Source organism: Treponema socranskii subsp. buccale, assembly GCF_024181585.1.
In the GTDB taxonomy this organism is placed as follows: Bacteria; Spirochaetota; Spirochaetia; order Treponematales; family Treponemataceae; genus Treponema_D; species Treponema_D buccale.
In genome coordinates, this window is record NZ_CP054258.1 from 1,047,798 (window position 1) to 1,066,369 (window position 18,572).

At 49.1% G+C, this 18,572-nt stretch carries 14 protein-coding genes; 11 read left to right on the plus strand and 3 right to left on the minus strand.

Annotation, left to right across the window (positions count from 1 at the left end; translation table 11 throughout):
* The first annotated feature begins 10 nt into the window (after nucleotides 1–10).
* Complete coding sequence (gene argS / locus HRI97_RS04590) at nucleotides 11–1,834, plus strand: arginine--tRNA ligase (protein ID WP_253726939.1); 1,824 nt, start codon at nucleotides 11–13, stop codon at nucleotides 1,832–1,834.
* A 447-nt stretch (nucleotides 1,835–2,281) separates the two neighbouring features.
* Here argS and HRI97_RS04595 read toward each other — a convergent pair whose 3' ends face one another.
* Genes HRI97_RS04595 through HRI97_RS04605 form a run of 3 tightly spaced genes read right to left on the minus strand, consistent with a single transcriptional unit; the run spans nucleotide 2,282 to nucleotide 5,252 of the window.
* Nucleotides 2,282–3,139: an NAD(P)-dependent oxidoreductase gene (locus tag HRI97_RS04595; protein WP_253726941.1), complete on the minus strand. Its 858-nt coding sequence runs from the start codon at nucleotides 3,137–3,139 to the stop codon at nucleotides 2,282–2,284.
* 47 nt (nucleotides 3,140–3,186) lie between these two features.
* Nucleotides 3,187–4,596 carry a hypothetical protein gene (locus HRI97_RS04600; protein WP_253726942.1) on the minus strand — a complete coding sequence of 470 codons (1,410 nt, stop codon included), beginning with the start codon at nucleotides 4,594–4,596 and terminating at the stop codon, nucleotides 3,187–3,189.
* A 56-nt stretch (nucleotides 4,597–4,652) separates the two neighbouring features.
* Nucleotides 4,653–5,252, minus strand: coding sequence for a hypothetical protein (locus HRI97_RS04605; protein ID WP_253726944.1), 600 nt, complete (start codon nucleotides 5,250–5,252; stop codon nucleotides 4,653–4,655).
* A 328-nt stretch (nucleotides 5,253–5,580) separates the two neighbouring features.
* Between HRI97_RS04605 and leuA the strand changes: the two genes are divergently transcribed.
* The 10 genes from leuA to HRI97_RS04655 all read left to right on the plus strand — a co-directional run bounded on the left by leuA (nucleotide 5,581) and on the right by HRI97_RS04655 (nucleotide 18,568).
* Complete coding sequence (gene leuA / locus HRI97_RS04610) at nucleotides 5,581–7,263, plus strand: 2-isopropylmalate synthase (protein WP_253726946.1); 1,683 nt, start codon at nucleotides 5,581–5,583, stop codon at nucleotides 7,261–7,263.
* A gap of 296 nt (nucleotides 7,264–7,559) precedes the next feature.
* A complete protein-coding gene (gene metG / locus HRI97_RS04615; protein WP_253726948.1) occupies nucleotides 7,560–9,878 on the plus strand; it encodes a methionine--tRNA ligase in 2,319 nt (772 codons plus the stop codon).
* A gap of 3 nt (nucleotides 9,879–9,881) precedes the next feature.
* The gene (locus tag HRI97_RS04620; protein WP_253726950.1) at nucleotides 9,882–11,099 is read left to right on the plus strand and encodes a lipid II:glycine glycyltransferase FemX; all 1,218 of its coding nucleotides are present in this window, start codon (nucleotides 9,882–9,884) and stop codon (nucleotides 11,097–11,099) included.
* Entirely contained in the window at nucleotides 11,096–12,022 is a 927-nt protein-coding gene (locus HRI97_RS04625; RefSeq protein ID WP_021331358.1) for a ribonuclease Z, read from the plus strand. The genes HRI97_RS04620 and HRI97_RS04625 overlap by 4 nt, the downstream gene beginning before the upstream one ends.
* Before the next feature lie 75 nt (nucleotides 12,023–12,097).
* A complete protein-coding gene (locus HRI97_RS04630; protein ID WP_253726952.1) occupies nucleotides 12,098–13,219 on the plus strand; it encodes a DUF362 domain-containing protein in 1,122 nt (373 codons plus the stop codon).
* Between the two features lie 182 nt (nucleotides 13,220–13,401).
* Complete coding sequence (locus HRI97_RS04635; RefSeq protein WP_253726954.1) at nucleotides 13,402–14,304, plus strand: metallophosphoesterase; 903 nt, start codon at nucleotides 13,402–13,404, stop codon at nucleotides 14,302–14,304.
* Nucleotides 14,305–14,396: 92 nt separating this feature from the next.
* On the plus strand, nucleotides 14,397–15,239 hold the full coding sequence (locus HRI97_RS04640; protein WP_253726956.1) for a MurR/RpiR family transcriptional regulator: 843 nt from the start codon (nucleotides 14,397–14,399) through the stop codon (nucleotides 15,237–15,239).
* On the plus strand, nucleotides 15,232–16,170 hold the full coding sequence (locus HRI97_RS04645; RefSeq protein ID WP_253726958.1) for a carbohydrate kinase family protein: 939 nt from the start codon (nucleotides 15,232–15,234) through the stop codon (nucleotides 16,168–16,170). Before HRI97_RS04640 ends, HRI97_RS04645 begins: the two co-directional genes overlap by 8 nt.
* A gap of 59 nt (nucleotides 16,171–16,229) precedes the next feature.
* Nucleotides 16,230–17,264, plus strand: a complete 1,035-nt coding sequence (locus HRI97_RS04650; RefSeq protein WP_253726960.1) for an extracellular solute-binding protein — start codon at nucleotides 16,230–16,232, stop codon at nucleotides 17,262–17,264.
* Between the two features lie 215 nt (nucleotides 17,265–17,479).
* On the plus strand, nucleotides 17,480–18,568 hold the full coding sequence (locus HRI97_RS04655; protein WP_253726962.1) for an ABC transporter ATP-binding protein: 1,089 nt from the start codon (nucleotides 17,480–17,482) through the stop codon (nucleotides 18,566–18,568).
* Nucleotides 18,569–18,572 lie beyond the last annotated feature (4 nt).

Sequence of the window (18,572 nt, forward strand, 5' to 3'; positions counted from 1 at the left end):
CATAGCGCCTATGAATGATGCTAAAAGCGCTTGCCGCGTCGTGGTCGCTGCGGCGTTGAATCGATTTATCGCCGAAAAAAATCCGGATGCTTCCGCTGTCGCTTCGGAAACTTTGACGCTGCAAACTCCTCCCGATCCGGCTCTGGGCGATATCGGCGTTCCGATGTTCGCCTATGCAAAACTTCTCCGTCTCGCTCCTCCCGCGATCGCTCAAAGCGTCGTGCATATTATCAATTCCGAAACGTCGTTCGAAGGGATCTCCGTATCTTCCGTCGGCGAATTCCTTGCTGTGGGCCCTTACGTAAACGTCAAGCTCGATAAATCGTCGGCTTCTTTTGCGATCCTTTCGCGCATCGCCCGAGAGGGTATCGAGTACGGTTCGAAGAGCGACGACGGGAAAAAAACTTTTGCCGGAAAGCGCGTTATGGTCGAATATTCCGGTCCGAATACGAATAAACCGCTCCATCTCGGTCACATGAGAAACGACGCGCTCGGTGAAAGCGTGAGCCGCATTTTGAAAAAAGCGGGCGCGGAAGTGTATAAGGTGAACATCATCAATAACCGCGGCATACATATCTGCAAATCGATGCTCGCGTATAAACTCTTTCACGAAGCCAATGGCGACACGCCCGAGTCGCTCGGTATAAAAGGCGATCACTTTGTCGGCCGGTGCTATGTCGAATTCGACGCGTATGCAAAAGAACATCCCGAAGCCGTCGCCGATGCGGAAGCGATGCTGAGAGCGTGGGAAGCGGGAGACGAAAAAGTTCTCGCGCTTTGGAAAAAGATGAACGACTGGACGATTTCGGGTATCGAAAAAACCTATGCGCGTACCGGCGTATCCTTCGACAAACTCTATTTCGAAAGCGAAACCTATCTCAAAGGCAAAGACGAAATCAAAGCGGGGCTTGAAAAGGGCATATTTTTCAAAGCGGACGACGGATCCGTGCGCATCGACGTGAGTGAAGTCGTCGGAGGCAAAGACGATCGCGAACACGAAAAAGTGCTGCTCAGAAAAGATGGCACGTCCGTCTACATGACGCAGGATATCGGCATGGCGATCAGCCGGCACGACGACTGGCCGTTCAACCGTCTCGTTTACGTCGTCGCAAGCGAGCAGATCTATCATTTTAAAGTGCTCTTTTATATATTGAAAAAACTCGGTTTCGATTGGGCGAACGATCTCTATCATTTAAGTTACGGTCTTGTCAATTTGCCGAGCGGCAGAATGAAAAGCAGAGAAGGAACGATAGTCGACGCCGACGATTTAATCGACGAACTCCATGCGGCATCTCTCAAAGAAATTGAAGCGAAGGGCAGGGAAGAAGACGTCGGAGATGCGGACGATGTAGCGGAAAAGATTGCGCTCGCAGCCCTCCATTATTATTTATTGAATGTCGCACCGGTTAAAGACATGCTCTTTAATCCCGAAGAGTCGCTGTCCTTTACCGGAAATACCGGCCCCTATCTGCAGTACATGGGTGCGCGCATCGCGTCGATTTTGCGGAAAGCGGAAGAAAGCGGCATCGCTCCCGATACAAGCGAAAAAGCCGTTTCGCTTCTCTCGTCTGAAAGCGAATGGGATTTAATAAAAAAACTCGGCGATTTTCCGTCCGTCGTCGCAAAAGCTGCGGAAGCGCTCGATCCGAGCATGGTCGCGCAGTATTTGTACGACGTAAGCAAAGCGTTCGGCAAATTCTATCAGCAATGCCCGATCCTCGCCGCGGAAAAAACGGAGCTCGTAAAAGGGCGCCTCTTCCTTGCCGAATGCACGCTCACCGTTTTAAAAAACGCGATGTATCTCGTGCTCGTGCCGTATTTGGAAAAGATGTAGAGGCGCGGGGCAGCGGAAGAGACATCGCCAACAGGGCGAACGTACCAAAAATGTACACCATAAAAAAATCATATGAGTAAATAAAAAAGGCGGAACGCGAGGCAGCGGTACTGCCGCCGAGCCGCTCAGACCGAGGTTAAACGGGACGCTAAAATAGCGCGTTCCGTTTAACAGCAAGTTTGCTTCGCAAACTTGTGTATATACTAGTACGCTTTCGCGCACTAGCACGGCATTTTCGAAAATTGACATTTTCTGCAATGCCGTACTACAAGGAATGGCAAGCAAACTTTTTTAAAAAAGTTTGCGCAGTCCGATTCCGATCACGGTCTGCCGCGGCGGACGGCAGGGCTGCTGCCGGGAGTGCAGCCGACTTTTTACGTTACATACTATTTTTTAGAGAATATAGTTTTTGGTGCGGTTGCCCCGTGCATATATCGGCGCTTCAGCCTAATAGCGTTTTATGAGTGACTGCGTGCCGTCTTCGCCCAATCCTTCTTTTTCGAGCGCTTCGTAATTTTCGAGCACGTGCTCAAGCACTCCGAGATGCAGTCCCGCTTTTTTCGCTTCGTCGTCGGCAAGCTTCATGTCTTTAATAAAATGCTTGAGCTTAAAGCCCGGAGCGTAGTCGCCCGCGATGAGCTTCGGGCCGAACGCGTCGAGCTGCTTGCTCCCTGCCGCTCCCGTTGCAACCGATTTTAACAATACGTTCAAATCGAGCCCCTTCGCTTTCGCGTACGCAAACGCTTCGCACACGCCCGAAAGTGCGCCCGCGATCAGTATTTGATTCGCCATCTTCGCATGCTGACCGTTTCCCGCTTTGCCCTGATAATTGATATTCGTTCCCATCGCTTTGAAAAGCGGCATACACGCTTCGAAATCTTCTTTGTCTCCGCCTGCGAGAATGGAAAGCGTACCCGCTTTTGCACCCGTGTCGCCTCCGGTAACCGGCGCGTCGATCACGTGAAAGCCCTTCGCTTTTCCTTCGCGGTACAAACGTTCTGCAAGCGTCGGGCTCGTCGTCGTCATATCGATGAGATATGTTCCCTTTTTCGCGCTCGCCATAATTTTTCCGGGAGAAAAATACACGTCTTCGACGTCGGGCGGAAAGCCTACGATCGTGATAACCGCGTCGGAGTCTTTGACGCAGTCCGAAATGCTGTCGCAAAAGACTGCGCCCTCGGAAATGACGTCTTCAACGTTTTGCTTATGCCGTGCGAATATGCGAAGATCGAATCCCGCTTTCATAAGATTGCGTACCATCGATTTTCCCATAATCCCGACGCCGATAAAACCGATTTTTTTCATATCGTCGCTCCTCCTGTTTTTTATTGCGCGTTATGTTTTTTATTCTTTCAGATACTCTCCGAAATGTGCATTACAAAACATATCCCAGCTTTTATGCCATTCGGGGGGAGTTTCCGTCCAGCCGGGAACATACGTATCCCTGATTTTATCGGGAGAATACCGGAATAATACGTTGCCCAGTTCTTCAAGTCAAGCACTTCGATCGGAGAGTCGGGCGAGAAGGTAACGTATAATCCCTTTAAAGTTGACGGAAAATTCATATATTGTACATCATTCGGAATATCCGCGCAAAAAGTCTCAAGCCCCTCCGGGAGCAGAATTGCGACGGTTTCATCCGGTATATCAATGTCATCCCATTCTACTTTTTCAGTTCCCTCCGGAAGAATAAAAACAGTGCGGTCATTTTTTCCGACCTTTGCGATATAATCAAGCACTTTTTGCCTTCGCCTGTTTGCAGAAGCCTTTATTTCTTCTTCCGTCCGCTCAATTTTGCGATTTTCGGAATAATAATCTTCAATCCGTTCCGCGATCAGCTCGGTATAGTCCTTTTCATCCCAATCCGATGTATAGTTTTCTTCAATTTGTTCAAAGGAAGATCCGTAATCTTTTCCCAATGCGGTCCAATAATAGTTACTTTCAAACCAATTTATAGTCTCGTTACTGTCTATATCTTCATATTCGGGATATTCGGAATATGAAGTATACGGTGTTATCGTGCCGCCTCCGGGCATGGCCGATGCCCACGGGTCAGGCTTCCTGTATGATTCTTTGTAAAAATGCATCATTATGTGATAGTTTTTTACTTTATAAGTTCCCTTAAACTTGTGATCCTTCCAATCGGATGATCCGTAATACCGTATCACCGTATCTCCGTCGAACCCATATCGAAAGCAGTCATTGACAATCCATTGCTCAAACAGCTTTCCTTGAACAAGCGATTTTGAGTTACCTTGTCTGTATATTTTTTCAACCTCGGATTTTAAAGAAGGAGCGGATGAAAAAAGCGGCTTCATATCGGAATCATTGAAAATATAGTTCGGTTTGGGGTAGCCGGCATAAATCGCATAAAGCAGATATTCCTTTGCCTTTGAAAAATTTCCCGTCAGCGAATAACAGCACGCTATGTTGTAGAGCGAATAATAAAGCAGTTTTATCTCACCGATCTCATCGACCTGCAATCCGTAATCCGAAGATATTTGTTTTTTCTCTTCGTCTTTTAAATCATAAAAATAAGCAGAGTGTTTGAAAACTTCCGTATACTTTTTTATCGCGTCTTCATAATTTTTTTTATCGAAATAACTTTCAGCTTCGTCATAGTTTTTCTTTATTTTTTTATAATCGAAAGCGAAAATTGTCCCAAGTGCTGAAACGGATAAAATCAAAATTAAAAGAATTTTTTTTATTATTCCCCGACTTTTCATTTTTTTACTCCTGTAAGCAGGCGGCCTGTCACCCATATCATTGTTTTAAACCGCAACGCTGCTTGACCGTGTTATCGGCTTTGAAAAGGTTGTTATGTGTATGTCATATTTACGGACGAATCATATCCCTTTATTAATTTTGTAATTTCAGCAAATAATTTATTATATTTTCTACGATTGAAAGCATAAGATATTGATGATAAAATTAAAATTATTATTAATGATGAAAATGCTTCTGTAAGAAATGATTCAAAACTTGCCGTAAAGACAATAAATATATAAAGCATTAATGCCGGAAAACTGTATCCGGCATACCCTTTTATTTTAAGAGTTCTGTTTTCCGAATCAATACCGATTGTTCCATGAATATTTTCAAAATCATTCCGAAAAAAATTAATAGCAATCATTTTTTTTCGGAATGCAAAAGTATTCTCGTCCAATCTCTTTCCTTTATATTTTGAAAGACCTTTTACCGTATCCATAGTATCTATAAAATGAATAATTAGCTGTGATGTTTTATTTAAATCTGAAATTTCAATTTCTTTTGAGTAAATCGGAATTCCATATAAAAAATAATATCTGTTCCATGTTCCGGATAAAATAGTTTCAATTATTGCAATACTGAAAAGTAAAATTCCAAATACTAAAATTATATTCATTCTTTTCTCTATAGCCGCAAGCGGACTATTCATATACGCCTTTTCTCCGTATTCTTTACTATACCACAACATCGCTCGAAAATACAGCATTTTTGCCGAAACGGATTTCCGCCTCCCGCCGTTGCTCGCTTGTGCCGCCCGCTGCTGTCGCCGCCTGCCGTCCGCCTTGACAGAGCCGTTTTTTTATGCGATACTTATTATATGATATATACGGCACTACTATATGCAAATGTTTTCTCGATTTGCCGACGGTAAAGGTGCTGTATATCGTTATCCTATAAATTACAGACCTGTCGCTTCGGCGGCGGGTCTTTTTGTTTTTAAATAACGGTGTGCGGCGCGATGCGCAAGGAGCAATACAATGGCAGGAATGGATGCAAAAGGAAAGTACCGGCAGTTTCCGAAAATCGATATCGGAAAGCGCGAATGGCCGGATAAGCTTATCACAAAAGCGCCGGTGTGGTGTTCGGTCGATCTCCGCGACGGCAATCAGGCGCTCGTCAATCCTATGGGCGTAGAGCAAAAGCTCGATTTTTTCGATCTACTCGTAAAGATCGGATTCAAAGAAATCGAAGTGGGATTTCCGTCCGCATCCGAAACGGAGTATGTGTTTTTACGCAGGCTTATCGAAGAAAACCGAGTACCCGAAGACGTAACGCTGCAAGTGCTCTGCCAGGCGCGTGAACACCTTGTCAAAAAGACCTTCGCATCGCTGAAAGGTGCGCCGAAAGCGATTTTCCACATCTACAATTCGACGTCCCCCGCGCAGCGAAAATATACGTTCGGCATGACAAAGGCGCAGGTTACGCAGCTCGCCCTCGACGGCGTCAAGTGCGTACAGGACTGTCTTTCGGACGCGGGCGACACGCACATCCGCCTCGAATATTCGCCTGAAAGTTTTTCGACGACCGAAATCGAATACGCGGTCGAAATCTGCGAAGCGGTAAAAGAAGCGTGGGCGAAAACGACGAGTGATAAAATTATTTTGAATTTGCCGACGACGGTCGAATGTGCGACGCCGAACATCTTCGCCGATCAAATCGAATATTTTTGCAAACACATTTCGAACCGCGAAAACGTCATCGTCAGTTTACACAATCACAACGACCGCGGAGAAGCCGTCGCTTCGTGCGAACTCGGCTTGCTTGCGGGAGCAGACAGAGTTGAAGGCACGCTTTTCGGAAACGGCGAGCGCACGGGAAACCTCGACATCGTAAACGTCGCCCTCAATATGTATACGCAGGGCGTCGATCCCGCTCTCGATTTTACGCATATCGACAGCGTGCGCGAGCGCTACGAAGAGTTTACCGGCATGAGCGTCGGTCCCCGCGTGCCTTATGCGGGCGAACTCGTGTTTACCGCCTTTTCCGGTTCCCATCAGGATGCGATTCGAAAAGGTATGGCTGCCCGAACTCGGGCAGGGGAGAGCGCTCTGTGGGATGTGCCCTATCTTCCGATCGATCCTCACGACATCGGAAGACAATACGAAGGCATCATCAGGATCAACAGTCAAAGCGGAAAAGGAGGTGCCGCCTTTATCCTCGAACAGGACTACGGCATCATGCTGCCCAAAGCGATGCATGCGGCTTTCGGCGATATCGTTAAAGTCGCTGCGGACGAAGCGCAGAGAGAACTCAAAAGCGAAGAGATATACGATATCTTTGCGAAGACATGGCTCAATAAAACCTCTCCGCTTAAAATACTCGATTTGAACGAAACGCATCTCGACCGCGGTATCGAAAGCGACGGCGACGAGCAGGTTATGTGCCGCGCCGCAGTCGAATGGAAGGGCGAAAAGTACACGATCGGCGCAAAGGGAAACGGTCCGCTCGACGCTTTCGTCAACGCGCTGAAATCGACACCGGTTCCGAAATTCAATATAACATCGTTCCACGAACACAGCATCGGACGCGGCAGCGATACGAGCGCTATGGCGTATGTGCAGATCACGACGGAAGACGGAAAGCAAGTGTGGGGTGCTGGCAGGAGCAGCAACGTCGGGCGTGCGGGAGTCACCGCCGTGGTAAGTGCGATAAATTTTTAATAATTTTTTGCGAAAGAGGGGCTGTCTCAAAAGTCGGTTACTTTCTCGACAGCCTGTCGAGTTTAAAATTAAGTCTTTATATTGTAATGACTTAATTTTAAACGTCGCATAGTACATCAAGGGAGCTGTCCAAAAACTGAAGTTTTTGGACAGCTCCTCTTTCGCCCTTTTTCTCTTCCAAACTTTCAGAATGTATGCTTGTTTCCGCTCAAGCAGACGTTCCTCGATACGTTCCGTCGATATACGTTCCGTCGGGTAATGTACAAAATCCTCCGTTCCGGCTATAATAAAAAATTATGAATAGAAAACTCATTACATCGGCGCTTCCGTACGTCAACAACGTTCCTCATCTCGGAAATCTCATTCAAATGCTTTCAGCCGACGTCTTTGCACGCTTTTGCAGAAGCAGGGGCTGCGATACGCTGTACATCTGCGGTACCGACGAATACGGCACGGCAACCGAGACGAAAGCGCTCGAAGAGGGCAAAACGCCGCGCGAACTCTGCGATCACTATTATAAACTGCACACGGAAATATACGATTGGTTTCACATCGCTTTCGACAAATTCGGACGTACGTCGAACGAAGAGATCAAAGACGTTACGCAGGAAATTTTTAACAATCTCGATGCGAACGGCTTTATCAAAGAGCACGTGACAAAGCAGCTCTTTTGTCCGCACTGCAATATGTTTTTGGCCGACCGTTATGTGCGCGGCACCTGTCCCAAATGCGGAAGTGAAGACGCGAGAGGCGATCAGTGCGAAAACTGCGGCAGCCTCCTCGATCCGACCGATTTAATAAAAGCGAAATGCGCTACCTGCGGTTCTTCCCCCGAAGTGCGGGAGACGAAGCACTTGTACATCGATTTGCCTGCGATTGAGGGGCGGCTTGAAGCGTGGATGGAAAAGGCGAGCGTCGAAGGAAAGTGGAGCGCAAACGCGATTCAAATGACAAAGGCGTGGATAAGAGACGGTTTAAATGAACGTGCGATCACGCGGGATTTGAAATGGGGCATACCCGTGCCGAAAGAAGGCTACGAAGACAAAGTCTTTTACGTGTGGTTCGACGCGCCGATCGGCTATATTTCGATAACGCTCCAGCTCGCAAACGAACTCGCTGCGGCGGGGAAAAAATCCTTCGACTATAAAAGCTGGTGGCTTCCGTCCGAATCCGATGAAGCGGCGGCCAAAATACCCGTCGAGCTTTTTCAATTTATCGGCAAAGACAATATCCCCTTTCACACGGTCGTCTTTCCGTCGAGCCTGCTCGGAAGCGGACGCGATTGGACAAAGCTCTTTCACATGAGTTCGACCGAATTTTTAAATTATGAAGACGGCAAATTTTCGAAGTCGAAGGGCGTCGGCGTATTCGGAACGGATGCGAAGGAAAGCGGTATTCCCGCGGATGCATGGCGGTTTTACATCTTTTACAACCGTCCGGAAAAATCCGATTATCAATTTACGTGGAAGGATTTTCAGGAAAAATACAATGCGGAACTTATCGGAAATCTCGGCAATCTCGTAAACCGCACGCTGCTGTTCGTCAACAAATACTACGGCGGCAAAATCCCCGACGCTCCTGAAGACGAAGCGTTGTGGGCGGAAGTAAAAGCGCGGGAGCGGAGAATTACCGAACTGCTCGAATGGGCGAATCTCAAAGACGCGTTCCGCGAAATTTTTGCGATAAGCGATATCGGAAACAAAGCGTTCCAAGCGGCCGAGCCGTGGAAAACGCGCAACACCGATCCTGAAAAAGCGGCAAAGCTCATACACAATTTGTGCTATGTCATAAAAGATTTGATGATATTGACGGCACCCTATCTCCCGCAGTATGCGCAAAAAGTCGCTTCGTTTTTCGGTAAAACGATCACCGAAAAGCGTATCGGAAAGGACGATCCGGAAGGTGCGCTTAGGTGGAGCGATCTCGGAAAAACGGAGGGGCTTTCGGAGATAGGAGCGACGAGCGTATACTTTACGCCGATGGACGATAAGACGATGAAAGCTTTTAAAGAGCGTTTTTCGGGCAATCAAAAATCGCGCGAAGAAGGGGCGCTCGGAAAGCCGAATGCGCAAAAGGCAAAGGCCGAAAAAAAAGAGCCTGCCCTCGCAGCCGATATGTGCGCGCATTTTAATAAATTCGTTTCGCTCAAAGTCGCAAAGATCGTTTCCGTCGAACGCAATCCCGAATCCGATAAGCTCTATATCGAGCACCTCGACGACGGAAGCGGTACGGAGCGCGTCATTCAAAGCGGGCTCGTGCCGTATTTAAAAGAAGACGAACTGCTCGGAAAGCACATCATCCTCGTCGATAACCTCGCTCCGCGGAAAATGCGCGGAATTGAAAGCCGCGGTATGCTCCTTGCGGCGGATTACACCGATGAAGCGGGCAAAGAATGCGTCGAACTCGTAACGGCTCCGTGGGCGGCTCCCGGCACTCCCGTCGTGCTTGAAGGAGAAGATCCTTCGGCGCAAAAAGAAAAAGAGATAAGCGCGGACGTGTTTTTCCAAATCGAAATAAAAGTGCATGACCGCACCGTCGTTATTCAGGATAAAAAACTCACGGCGGACGGAAAAGCGCTTACGACGGAAAAAACCGTAAACGGCGGAGTAGCATAACAAGTGTTTTCTTTTACGATTTCGCCTCTCTCTCCGCGCTCGCTTGCCGACGGAGGAGAGCGTTTTTTGCAGTCGCCGTTTTGGGCGGCGTTTAAATCCCTGCACGGCTGGAAATCGCTCTTTTTCGATGTCCGATCGGAAGGGGGCGGTGCTTTTACCGTTTCGGTTCTCGTGCGGCGCTTTGCAAAATATTTTTCCATCGCCTATATTCCGATGATGCCGTCTTTTTTTTACGGCGACAACGGCAGTGACAACGGTACATTGCAAAACCTCTCGATAAAAGCCGATGAAAAAGAAAACGGAGGGGTCGGCGTGCGGCAGGAGGATGCCGCCTCGTATGCGCAGTTTTTGGCGGAGTTTTCAGAGTCTCTTAAAGACTTTCTCCCCAAGCACACGCTTTGTATACGCTTTGATTCCTCACTCGATTTTTATTCGATAGCTTCGCGCGATTTTTTTGTCGCAGAGATGAAGCAAGCGGCTGCTTCGGAAAAACTGGCGATCGTTAAAACGAAAACCGATATTCAGCCGCCCGACACGACGCTTATCGATTTGACGAAATCGGAAGACGAACTCCTTTCTGCAATGCGGAGCAAGTGGCGCTACAATATCCGCCTTGCACAAAAAAAGGGCGTTGTCGTCCGCGCATACCGCGCGAAAAGCGATAAGGCGGACGTTAGCTCGCTCGATTTCGACGCTGCGCGTGCTCTCGATATTTTTTACGAACTCTATAAGACGACGGCGAGCCGCGACGGCATTGCGATCCACGCAAAAAAATACTATGAAGACCTTTTCGCTTTGAGTGCGGCACATAAAGACGCCCCGCTCATCACGGTCTATATCGCATCGCACGAAGGGGAAAACCTCGCGTCGATCATCACGCTCTTTTCTAAAAGCGAAGCGGTCTATCTCTACGGCGCTTCTTCAAACGTCAAGCGAAACCTCATGCCCGCCTATCTTTTGCAGTGGACTGCGATATGCGATGCGAAATCTTACGGATCGGCCGTCTACGATTTTTACGGTATGCCGCCGTCGGACGATAAAAATCATCCGATGTACGGTCTCTATCTTTTTAAAACCGGATTCGGCGGGCGCATCGTGCATCGCCCGGGATCCCTCGATTTTCCGCTTTCGCCGCTCTATGCGCCCTATGCGTTTGCCGAAAGCGTGAGAGCGTTTTATCATAAACGAATCAAAAAAATTCTTGCAGGTCGTGCCTTATGAATATGGAAGCCTTTGTTTTGGGCTGCGGCGGAATGATGCCGCTCCCGTACCGCCATCTCACGTCGGTGCTTTTGCGCCGCGAAGGGGAGCTCTTTTTATTTGACGGAGGAGAGGGAACGCAAGTGTCGCTCAGGCGTCTCAATCTCAAGTGGAAAAAGATAAATGCGATTTTCGTGTCGCACACCCACGCCGATCACGTAACGGGGCTGCCCGGCATTATGATGCTTTCTTCGCAGGTAGACCGTACCGAACCGCTGTATATCTACGGCCCGCCGAAGATCGCCGAATATATCGAAACGAGCCGCAAAGTGCTCGACATGTTTATCAATTATCCCGTTGTCGTAAAAGAGATTACGGCTCCCTGCGTCGTGCACGGAGGGGAAGGGTTTTATATCCGGGCCTTTCCGCTTGCGCACACGAAAACCTGCGTCGGCTATACGCTCGAAGAGCTCGACCGGCCGGGTGAGTTCAGTCCCGAAAAAGCGAAAGCGCTCAAAGTGCCGATGGGGCCGCTGTGGGGCAAACTGCAAAAAGGCGAGAGCGTTACGGCTTCCGACGGAAAAACCGTTACGCCCGACCGAGTGCTCGGTCCCTCGCGGAGCGGAAGAAAGTTCAGTTATGTGACCGACACGCTCTATAAACCGTCGATCGCGGACGAAGTGCGCGGAAGCGATCTTTTGATCTGCGAAGGTATGTTCGAAGAAGCGCTCATCGATCAGGCGAGAGAAAAGAAACACATGACGGCAAAACAGGCCGCGACGATCGCTCGCGACGCCGGTGTCAAACGTATGGCGATGATTCACTACAGTCCGCGCTATACCGACAGAGAGCTTTCCGTTTTGCTCGATGAAGCGCGGACGATCTTTCCCGCCGCGGAACTCACCAAAGACCGTATGCACTTCGACATTCCCTACGTCGAATAAAGGGCTCGCGGTGCTTTGTATGCGTGTTGAATATTTTAACGATGTTTACAGAATATATAAAAGACGGAGGATTTTATGGAAAAAGCGAAAGTGTATTGGGCTGATTTTCGTACGACGAACAGTGAAAGCCTTATGCAAAAACTCGTCCGTCTCGTTAAAAAAGTGGGAATCGAAACGATCGATTTTGACGGCAAATTTACGGCGATAAAGCTGCACTTCGGGGAGCCGGGAAACCTCGCATACTTGCGGCCGAATTATGCGAGAGCGCTTTCGGAATTTATTAAAACCGCCGGAGGAAGGCCTTTTTTAACCGATTGCAATACGCTCTATCCCGGCTTACGAAAAAATGCACTCGATCATCTCGACGCGGCATTTATGGACGGTTTCGACCCTCTTGCGTGCGGCTGTCACGTAATCATCGGCGACGGATTGAAGGGGACGGACGAGACTTATGTCGATTTTCCCGAAGGCGAATACATAAAACAGGCGAAGATCGGGCACGCGGTGATGGACGCCGATGTGTTCATCTCGCTGACACATTTTAAACTGCATGAAAGTACGGGCTTCGGAGGAACGATCAAAAATATCGGCATGGGATGTGCGAGCAGAGCGGGAAAGATGGAACAGCACAACGACGGAAAACCGGAAGTCGATGAAGATCTGTGCATAGGCTGCGGCGCGTGCGCGCGCGAATGCGGACAGGACGCGATCGAATTTATTAAAACCGAAGACGGCAAACGGAAAGCGCGCATCGATGAAGAAATCTGCGTCGGCTGCGGGAGATGCATCGGCGCCTGTCCGAAAGATGCGACGCATCCCGTCGGGAAAAATACGAATGAGATACTGTGCAAAAAGATGGCCGAATACGCAGCCGCCGTCGTAAAAGGCCGGCCGCAGTTTCACATATCGCTCATCGTCGACGTTTCCCCGTGCTGTGACTGTCATGCCGAAAACGATGCGCCGATCATCCCCGATGTCGGAATGTTTGCATCGTTCGATGCCGTCGCTCTCGATGCCGCGTGTGCCGACATGACGAACCGCCAGCCTTATCTCCACGGCACGATCATGGACGAACGGGAACACGTTCATAACGATTGGTTTTGCGATGTGCATCCGACGACGAATTGGAAAGTACAGCTCGAACACGCGGAAAAAGTCGGTATGGGAGTGCGCGATTACGAATTGATAAAACTATAGATTGCAATCGTTCGGAATTGTGAACAATTGCGGCTCTCACAGCGGAATCCCCGCTTACGCTCCGGTTGTGCTTTTAAGCGAGGCTTCCGCAAGCTGAACGCACAAAGTCGCACGCGGGTCTCCCGCTCGAACGCCGCATCGTGCACGCTTCCGGTCGTTTTGTTACGCAAATCGGAATAGGTATGAAACGAAAACTTAATAAATTATTTATTTTATTTTCAATCGTCGTCATCACTTCATGCCGCACGATTCGAACGGTCGTATACGATATCGAAGAGGAGCGGGTTTCGGACGAAATCAGAATCGTGCAGATTTCCGATTTTCATTCGAACGATTTCGGAAAAGATGAAATCAAAATCATCGAAAAGATAAAAAAGGCACGCCCCGACATCATCGCGATCACGGGAGATCTCTTCGATGAAAGAATGAAAGGCGATAAGCCCTTCAAAAACGTTGAAGCGCTCCTTGCAGGCATTCGCGATCTCTGTCCCGGATTTTTTGTGACGGGAAACCACGATTTTTCCGATCTGCATATCGAAAAAAAATACGCGATGCTCGAGCAGTACGGTTTTAAAGTGCTGCACGACGAAGCGGTCTCTCTCGATTTTGCGCAAGGTACCGTCGTTATCTCGGGCGTCGAAGATCCGTATTTCGGTTTGGGAGAACGGGCGGCGCTCAAAGTCGGAGACGACAGAGTTTCCTACCGCAAGCGCCTTGCCGCAGTCGCGCAAAAAACGGACGCGCTCGTTCGTTCCTTTGCGGAGGACGGGCGCACGGTTTTGTTTACGATGCTCCTCGTTCACCGCCCCGAATACGTAAACGATTACGTAAAATACGATTTCGATGTGATTTTGGCGGGGCATGCGCACGGCGGGCTGTGGCGATTTCCGCCTTTTATAAACGCGCTCTATGCGCCGGGACAAGGTATGTTTCCGAAATATGCGGGCGGGAAATATGTGCTTAAAAACAATACGCGCTCCGTGATGATCGTAAGCCGCGGCCTTTCGTACCAGCAGCCGAAAATCGTTCGTATCTTCAATAATCCCGAATTGACGCTGGTGCGGGTTATACCGATTAAAAAGTGATATTACTGCTGCGTACCCTGTGATATTTTTACTACATTTTTGTTGACAGTTTTTGAAAGTCGTGTTACGATTTACCAAGAAGGTCGCAGTACATGGAGCAGGTCAATATTGCAGCAATTCCGCTTTGGGAAGTACAAGTACGCAGCTCTTTGAATAAACTCAGCGCGTCGGAAAACCGTATCGCTGACTATGTTTTAAACGCTCCCGAATCCGTTTTAAGCGGTACTGTCCGAACACTTGCCGACAGTAACGGTGTCAGCGAAGCGACGGTCGTCCGTTTCCTTCATCATATCGGCTATGCGGGCTTAAAAGATTTTAAAATTGCAATTTCCGAAGAAAGGGTTTTGGATAGGGGACGAATTCCGGACGATTTTGTGCTGCGCCCGAACGATACGATACACGACATCAAACGCAAAGTTTTTTTCGGCTCTATGGAAGCTTTAAGCGATACGTTCGATCTGCTCGACGACACCGAACTTGAAAAAGCCGTCGACGTGCTGTCCCGCGCATCATACATAGAAATTTTCGGTATCGGAGGAGCGGCTCCTGCCGCACGGAGCGCCCTGCATAATTTTCGAAAAATCGGCATCCGCGTCAATTACACGACTTCTTTTAACTTTGAATACATGCAGCCGGCGCATTTCGATGCAGGAGATGTGGTCATAGCCATTTCGCGTTCCGGTGAAACACGGGATGTCGTAGAATCCGTTAAAATCGCCAAACAAAAGGGTGCTGTCGTCATCGGTATAAGCGATGTCGGGGAATCCTCGCTCGCGAAGCTTGCCGATTACCGTCTCGTTGCAACGAGCCGTGCCCGTATGCTTTCCGGCGATTCGATATATGAACGGATGGCGGGAATCGCCGTCATCAACGCGCTGTATGCGGGGGTAGCGATGCGTAAAGGTATGCAAAAGGAGCGTTCGGCAGATGAGTGATTTTCCGCAAATCGTCGGCGTCGGGCATAATTGTTTCGATTATCTGTGTACCGTCGAAGCCTATCCTCCCGAAGACGGTTCTACACACATCACTGCAATCGCAGAGCAGGGCGGAGGAGCTGCAGCCACTGCCGTCGTCGCTTCTTCCCGCCTCGGCTGTTCCTCGGCTTTTATCGGAAAGGTCGGCGACGACGATACCGGGCGGAAGATAATCGACTCTTTGCAAAAAGACAACGTCGATACTTCATATATCGATATCGTGCCCGGCGGTCGAAGTTCCGTGTCGTATCTCATGATCAACCCCGCCAACGCCTCCCGCACGAAGTTTCCATATCCGGATAAACTCGCGCCTATCGAATGGGATGAGCGCCTTGTAAAGCTTGTCGGCGGCGCGCATGCGCTTCATATTGACGGAACGAAATACGATAACGCGCTTTCGGCCGTCCGCATCGCAAAAGAGGCGGGCGTTACGGTGTCCCTCGACGGTTGTTCGATGCAGCGCGACAACGAAAAAAATAAAGTGCTCGCATCCCTTGCCGACATCCTCATTATGAATGCGCGGTACCCCTTCATTGTGTCGGGTATAGCCGACTATGCCCGTGCGCTGCTTGAAATGTCGCACTGGGGGCCGAAGATCGTCATCGGCACGCAAGGGGCGTCGGGCTGTATGGCGGTCATCGGAGGCGGCGTGTTCCGCTTTCCCGCGTATGATGTCGCGGCAGTCGATACGACCGGAGCGGGAGATGTGTTTCACGGCGCTTTCCTCGCAGGTTATTTTAAAGGTATGGATTTGGAAACGAATATTAAATTTGCAAGCGCGGTTTCGGCGCTCAAGTGTACGAAAGTCGGGGGCAGAAACGGGATTCCGTCGTATGAGGATGCGCTTTCGTTTATGAACGGCCGAACGATCGAAAAAATACGCGTGCTTTAAATAGTGTCGATTTCTGCGAAATTGCAGTGATCATATATCGGTTATGTCAGGAGGAAATGATGAAAAAGGTTATGGTAATGCTGGCAGCTGCGGTTTTGGCGCTGTCATTGAGTTCCTGCAAAAAGCAGGATGGTGCTGCAAAGGGCGGCAAAGCTTCCGGCGTATTGAACGTATATACGACGGTGAGCGATCTGCAGTACAACGCGATTATGGGCGCCTTCCAAGCGAAATATCCGGATATCAAAATCAACTACACGCAGGCGGGTGCGGGTGAATGTAAAACCCGTATTCAAGCGGAAGCCGGCAATCCGCAGGCGGACATTATGTTCGGCGGACTTGTCTATGCCGATACGCTCACATACGGTCAGTATTTTGAAAACTACGTATGCGTGAACGACAAGCTTATGCCGCCCGAATTCAAAAATACGACGGGCGTTTTAACCTATCACGACGCCCAGATACCGTGCCTTTGGGTAAACGATGCACTTGAAAAAGAAAAAGGCGTTTCGATCAAAGGCTTTGCCGATCTCCTCGATCCTCGTTTGAAGGGAGTCGTCGTTTCCGCAGATCCTACGGGAAGTTCCAGCGCATGGAATTCGCTGCAGTGCATACTCACCGATTTCGGCGGATGGGACAACGATGCTGCATGGGATTATATCGATAAACTGATGAACAATGTCGTTATTACGAGCGGATCGTCCGCCGTATACCGCGGCGTTTACAACGGCGAATATGCCGTCGGACTTACCTACGAACCGGCGTGCGTACAGATGCTCTCGGAAGGAGCGGAAGGTGTTCACATCGTATATCCGGCCGAAGGCGTTACGTCGATCGCGTTCGGTTCGGCGATTATCAAAGGATGCGCGAATCTCGACAATGCAAAACTCTTTATGGATTTTCTTGAGAGCGATGAGTGCCAGGCGATATATCTTGAATGCGGCGCTCGCCCCGCGACGGCTTCAAAGCTTTCGGCGACGAATAAATATATCGTAGATCTGTCTTCTATTAATTATCGTGAAGCCGATACGATCGCTTTGGCACAAAATCAAAGCGCGATTTTTACACGCTGGAACGCCCTGCGGATCAAGCACTGATTTTCCGAACGTTTCGCGGATCACCTTTTAATCAACACCCCCGACGTAAGCGTCGGGGTATGTTGTTCTCATAAGGTGGTTGCAGTCGGCTTTAATACCCTTTGTTACGACGCAAGCGTCGGGGTATTAAACCCTCCGCACGAATAAAATTTATTGCCATTCACCGCGGAACCGGTTTATATTGTCCGGTTCCGCACAATTATGGAGAACTTCGTATGAATGTCGGAATTAAAATTTCACATGCACTAAAAAAATACGACGACGGTGTCGTTATTCCCGATCTTTCCGTGGAAATAAATCCCGGAGAATTTTTTACGCTGCTCGGACCGTCGGGATGCGGAAAAACGACGCTGCTCCGTATGATCGCCGGTTTTAATTCGATCGAAGGCGGCGATTTTTATTTCGGCGACCGGCGAATCAACGATCTCGATCCGTCAAAGCGAAATATCGGTATGGTGTTTCAAAATTACGCCATTTTTCCGCATTTAACGGTGCGCAAAAACGTCGCCTTCGGCTTACAGAATAAGCATTTGCCGAAAAACGAAATCGATAAACGGACAAATCATTTTTTAAAATTGATGAAAATCGATCAGTATCAGGATCGTCTGCCGGAACGACTGTCGGGCGGACAGCAGCAGAGAGTCGCCCTTGCGCGTGCGCTTGCGATAGAGCCGGAAGTTCTTTTGATGGACGAACCGCTGTCGAACCTCGATGCGAAGCTGCGCGTCGAAATGCGCGAAGTCATTAAAGAAATCCAGCACGACCTCGGCATTACAACCGTGTACGTAACGCACGACCAGGAAGAGGCGATGGCCGTTTCCGACCGCATAGCCGTTATGAACGCAGGCGTTATACAGCAGATCGGTTCTCCGAAAGCGTTGTATCAGCGTCCGGAAAATTTATTCGTTTCGATGTTCATCGGCCGCACGAATACCGTCGAAGCGAAGATACGCAAAAATGTATCGTCTTACGCATTGGAATTTTCTGGCGGCGTTAAAATTGTTATGGACAATATCGTCGGAGCGGAAGACGGTGAGGATGTCATTGTGTCGATCCGTCCGGAAGAGTTTGTCGTCCTTGAAGATAAAAACGGCGAAGGTTTGCCGGGAACGGTCGCATACAGCACTTTCCTCGGTTTGAATACGCATTACTTTATCGATCTTGCCGGCGGCAAACGCATAGAAGTCATCCAAGAATCGACGATAGATGAAATCGTAAAGAAAGGAACGCCCGTCCGACTCGGCGTCAAAAAAGAAAAGATCAATGTTTTTACCCGCGACGGTATGCGTTCTATCATAAAATAACGGA